The following is a 4,589-nucleotide window of genomic DNA, read 5'->3' as shown; positions in this document are numbered from 1 at the left end:
CAAGGGTAAAATGCCCTTTTCCTGAGCCGATTTCAAAGATATTATCACTCGTCCCGTCATGGCTGCCGGCGCTCGAGGGAGTCGTCGACAAGCTGGAACGCGGCGCCACGGTCGCCGATGTGGGCTGCGGTCACGGCGCCTCCACCGTGCTGATGGCTCAGGCGTACCCGCGCTCGACGTTCCTCGGGTCGGACTTCCACTCCGGATCGGTCAGCACGGCGCAGGAGCGGGCGTCGGCCGCGGCGGTCGGTGACCGGGCGCGCTTCGAGGTGGCCGCCGCCACCGACTTCTCCGGCGCCGGCTACGACCTTGTGACCATGTTCGACTGCCTCCACGACATGGGCGACCCGGTTGGCGCGGCCCGGCACGTCCGGGAGGTCATCGCCCCGGACGGCACCTGGATGATCGTCGAGCCCGCCGCCGGCGACGCCGTCGAGGAGAACTTCAATCCCGTCGGCCGCGCCTACTACGGCTTCTCGACGCTGCTCTGCACCCCGGCATCGCTGTCCCAGCCGCCCGGCGCCGCGCTCGGCACCCAGGCCGGCCCGGCCCGCATCCGCGCCGTGACCGCCGAGGCCGGGTTCACCAGGTTCCGCAGGGTGGCCGAGACGCCGTTCAACCACATCTACGAGGTCCGCCCCTGACCTGGCGGCCCGGCACCGCCTACCCTGCGAATCGTGCCGCTGAACTCTGAGAACGTGCTCGACACCCCGGCCCCGCGCCTTGACCCGGACTCGATCCGGCGACTCCTCGACGACGGCTGGGGGCTCCAGGCGGCGGTGCTGCGGCCCCTGCCGAGCGAGCGGGATCTCAACGTGCTCGTCGGCGAGGAGTACGTGCTGAAGGTGTCGAACCCGGCCGAGCGGGCCGCCGTGGTCGACATGGAGAACGCGGCGATGGAGCACGTCCGGCGGGTGGCGCCGGATCTGCCGGTGCCGCGGGTGGCCGGCTCCGTCGCCACCGTGGCCGACGAAGCTGGTCTCTCCTGCCTGGCCCGCCTGATCACGGTCGTACCCGGGTCGGCGCTCGAAGGGACGCCGATCACGGTGGACCTGGCCGAGCAGGTCGGCGCGCTCGCCGCCCGCACCAGCCTCGCGCTGCAGGGGCTGTTCCACCCGGCGGCCGAGCGGGAGCTGGACTGGGACGTGCGGCGCGCCCCGGCGGTGCTGGCCGCGCCGGGCGTCCTGGACGGGCTGGGTGCGCAGGGCCGGCTGCTGCGCCCGTACCTCGATCGTCTGACCGCCGCCGCCGGGGCGACCCGCGGTCTGCCCAGCGGGCAGCAGCACGCGGACGTCACGCTGACCAACGTCCTTGCCCACGCCGGCACGGTCACCGGGCTGATCGACTTCGGCGACATGCACCACACCGCGGCCGTGTGCGACCTGGCCGTCACGCTCACGTCCGTGCTGCGCAACACCGCGGACGAGCAGCCGCACGACCTCTGGGAGCTGACGGCGGCCACGCTGCTCGGGTACCAGCGGCATCGGCTGCTCACCCCCGCCGAGGTCGACGTGCTGGGTGACCTCGTCGTCGCCCGGCTGGCGCTGACCCTGGCGATCGCCGCCCGCCGCGCACCCGCGCAGGCCGGCAACGCCGCCTACATCGGCCAGTACGACGGCCGCACCCGCTCGGTCCTGGGCGAGTGGTGCGCCGGCGGGCCGGCGGTGCTGACCGACCGGCTGCACCGGATGGCCGGGACACGGTCCGGCACGGCGGCGGCGCCCGGCCTGCTCGAGCGCCGGCACGCGGCCATGGGCGGGCCGCTGGCCCCGCTGTTCTACAGCACACCGCTGGAGATCGTCCGCGGCTCCGGGCCCTGGCTGTACGCCGCCGACGGGACCCGCTACCTCGACGCCTACAACAACGTGGCGGTCGTCGGTCACGCGCACCCGGCCGTCACGCAGGCCGTGTCGCGGCAGCTCGCCGAGCTGAACACCCACAGCCGCTACCTGCACCCGCGCATCGTCGAGCTGGCCGAGCGGCTCCTCGCCACCATGCCGGCGGGCCTGGACACCTGCCTGTTCACCACGTCGGGCACCGAGGCCAACGACCTGGCCTGGCGGATGGCGACCGCGCACACCGGCGGCCATGCGGCGATCATCGCCGAGCACGCCTACCACGGGTCGTCCAAGTGGATGGCCGACCTGAGCTCGAACGAGTGGCCGGACGGCTACCGGCCGGCGCACGTCGGCACCTTCGCCGCGCCCCGCGGGGAGGTCGATCGGGCGACGGCCGTCGCCCGGATCGCGGCTGCCGCCGGGCAGCTCGACCGCCCGGCTCTGGTGCTCGCCGACATCGGCTTCACCAGCGAAGGAGTCCTGGACGCGCCGGCGGCGTTCCTGGCCGGTCTCGTCGACGGCGCCCACCAGGCCGGAGCGCTGTTCCTGGCCGACGAGGTCCAGTCCGGCTTCGGCCGCAGCGGTCCCGCGATGTGGCGGTTCGCGGCCGCCGGGATCACCCCCGACCTCGTGACGCTGGGCAAGCCGATGGGCGCCGGCTATCCCATCGGGGCGCTGATCACCCGCCGGGAGATCGCGGACAGCCTCGCCCGCGACTACGAGTACTTCTCCACCTTCGCCGCCACCCCCGCGGCCGCCGCCGCGTCCTGCGCGGTGCTCGACGTGCTGGAGACCGGCCGGATCCCGGAGCGGGCGGCCCTGGTCGGCGAGCACCTGCGCGGCCGGCTACGCGCGCTCGCCGCCGGGTCGGCATCGATCGGCGCGGTGCGGGGCTTCGGGCTGATCGCCGGTGTCGACCTGCCGGATCGCCGGATCGCGGTGTCCGTACTCGACGGGCTGGTCTCCCGCGGCGTGCTGGCCGGGCTGACCGGCCCGGGCGGCACGGTGCTGAAGATCCGGCCGCCGCTGATCTGGCGGGAGGAGCACGCGGACCGGTTCGTCGACGCCCTGGCCGCTAGCCTTCGTTGATCCGCTGGAACAGCACGTGGTCCTGCCACCGACCGGCGATGCAGAGGTATTTCGGAGCCAGGCCGAACCGGGTGAAGCCGTTGCGTTCCAGCACCCGCTGCGACGCGGTGTTGTGCAGCAGGGTGCCGGCCTCGAGCCGGTGCAGGCCGAGCTCCTCGAACGCGATTCGGACGATCTGCGCCACCGCCGCCGTGGCGACCCCGCGGCCGTTGGCCTCCCGGCTCACCCAGTAGCCGATGCTGGACGACTGGAACGGGCCGCGCACCACGTTGTTGAGGTTGACCCGGCCCACCACCCGGCCGTCCAGCTCGATCACGTGCGGCCCGGAGGAGGGACTGTCCACGGCCGACCGGATGAGCTCGCGCTGCCCGTCCTCGGTGAAGAATCCGTCGTCGCGGATCGGGTCCCAGGGCGCGAGAAACTCCCGATTGGCGCGCAGCACCTCGGCCAGCCGCGCCGCGTCGTCGACCGTCACCGGCCGCACGGTCACGCTCATCCGGCACCGCCCGGCTCCGGTGTGCCGGGGACCTCGACGCTCTCCCCCACGGGACGGAGGATAGCCATGAAATCGGCGACGCGCGGCTACCGGCGCTGCCCGCGCTGGAGGGCTGCGAACCGCGTCTTGAGCGCGTGCAGATCCAGCATGTCCTGGTAGTTCGAAGCCGCGGCCGGGTGGACGTGCCGGGTGGGCGATCCGGACGGGCAGGTGACGCGCGGGTTGTACATCGCGAAACGGCCCGCCGGGTTCGGTTTCCACACCCACGCGTGCAGGGAGTAGTAGGCCGGCAGACCGAAACGGTTCGGCGCGGCCGTGACGTCGAAGCTACGGCCGAACAACGCCGGGGGCCGGCGGTGTGCGCCGTCCCAATCGGCCCGGAGAACGACGTACTCGACTGCGGCGAGGACCAGCGTGCCGTCGCGGTCCGGCGCGTAGACCAACGCCTCCGGCGCCCGGGCCCGGATCTGTCCGTCGGCAACCAGGTCCGGGTCGGCCCAGTGCACACCCATGCCGCCCATGCCGGGCATGTCGATGCACGCGATCCCGTTCGCGTCGGCGAGCAGGCCGTAGCCGTGCTGCTCGGCGACGGCGATGTTGTGGAACGCCGCGGTGGCGGCCCGGACGGCGCCGAGGCCGGACCCGTCGTGTGCCTGGGCGGCCGACACCGTGCCGGTGATCAACACGACCGCCGCGGCCGCGGAGCCGAGGAGCATCCGTCGCATCGTCAGGCCCCTTCCTGCACCGGGTGGATCTCGTCGGCGACGAGGCCGTGCGCGGTCCGGTGCACGGCGTTCGCCGCCTCGGCGTCGGGGGCGTCGACCAGGCAGAAGATCGTGCCGGCGGCTTCGTCGACCCAGTACCTCAGGTAGTGGACGTCGTGGTGGCCCTGCGCCTTCAGATCGGCCTTGTGCGCCTCGGTGACGTCGTCGAAGGACACACCGCCGGCGATGTGGTGGACGTCCATGAACAGTGGCATGACAGGAGTTCCTTCCGGGTGTGGAATCGGACTCCTGTGACGCTAGGAACGGGCCGGCGGTGCGGGCATCGGCAGCCGGGGCCCACGTTGCCGGGCGGGCTACCCGGATTGGGCGAGCGAACGGAGCTCGACGTGGGAGGACACCTTGAGCTTGCCCAGCACGGCCGACACGTGGTGGTGCACGGTG

General features: G+C 73.0%; 5 protein-coding genes. 2 read left to right on the top strand and 3 right to left on the bottom strand.

Annotated elements, in window-relative coordinates; translation table 11 throughout:
* Together AB0M20_RS28695 and AB0M20_RS28690 are read left to right on the top strand one after the other, a co-directional pair.
* Positions 1-644 (top strand): class I SAM-dependent methyltransferase (locus AB0M20_RS28695; RefSeq protein WP_364303430.1); only part of this gene is annotated, 644 nt, incomplete at its 5' end.
* Between the two features lie 33 nt (positions 645-677).
* The gene (locus AB0M20_RS28690) at positions 678-2,927 is read left to right on the top strand and encodes an aminotransferase class III-fold pyridoxal phosphate-dependent enzyme (RefSeq protein ID WP_364303429.1); all 2,250 of its coding nucleotides are present in this window, start codon (positions 678-680) and stop codon (positions 2,925-2,927) included.
* On the opposite strand, the gene AB0M20_RS28685 is transcribed toward AB0M20_RS28690, so the two are convergent.
* The 3 genes from AB0M20_RS28685 to AB0M20_RS28675 form a co-directional block, all read right to left on the bottom strand.
* The gene (locus AB0M20_RS28685) at positions 2,914-3,423 is read right to left on the bottom strand and encodes a GNAT family protein (RefSeq protein ID WP_364303428.1); all 510 of its coding nucleotides are present in this window, start codon (positions 3,421-3,423) and stop codon (positions 2,914-2,916) included. The genes AB0M20_RS28690 and AB0M20_RS28685 overlap by 14 nt on opposite strands.
* Positions 3,424-3,509: 86 nt before the next feature.
* A complete protein-coding gene (locus tag AB0M20_RS28680) occupies positions 3,510-4,148 on the bottom strand; it encodes a hypothetical protein (protein WP_364303427.1) in 639 nt (212 codons plus the stop codon).
* A 2-nt stretch (positions 4,149-4,150) separates the two neighbouring features.
* The gene (locus AB0M20_RS28675) at positions 4,151-4,402 is read right to left on the bottom strand and encodes a DUF4242 domain-containing protein (protein WP_364303426.1); all 252 of its coding nucleotides are present in this window, start codon (positions 4,400-4,402) and stop codon (positions 4,151-4,153) included.
* Between the last annotated feature and the right edge of the window lie 187 nt (positions 4,403-4,589).

The organism is Actinoplanes sp. NPDC051633 (genome assembly GCF_040681735.1).
GTDB lineage: Bacteria > Actinomycetota > Actinomycetes > Mycobacteriales > Micromonosporaceae > Actinoplanes.
Note: the sequence above shows the minus strand (reverse complement) of the source record. Positions and strands in the feature narration are given on the sequence as shown.

What these genes read in the sequence shown, in the direction of transcription:
- AB0M20_RS28685 (WP_364303428.1), bottom strand. Translation starts at nt 3,423, where the DNA reads ATGAGCGTGACCGTGCGGCCGGTGACGGTCGACGACGCGGCGCGGCTG.
- AB0M20_RS28675 (WP_364303426.1), bottom strand. Translation starts at nt 4,402, where the DNA reads ATGCCACTGTTCATGGACGTCCACCACATCGCCGGCGGTGTGTCCTTC.
- AB0M20_RS28680 (WP_364303427.1), bottom strand. Translation starts at nt 4,148, where the DNA reads ATGCGACGGATGCTCCTCGGCTCCGCGGCCGCGGCGGTCGTGTTGATC.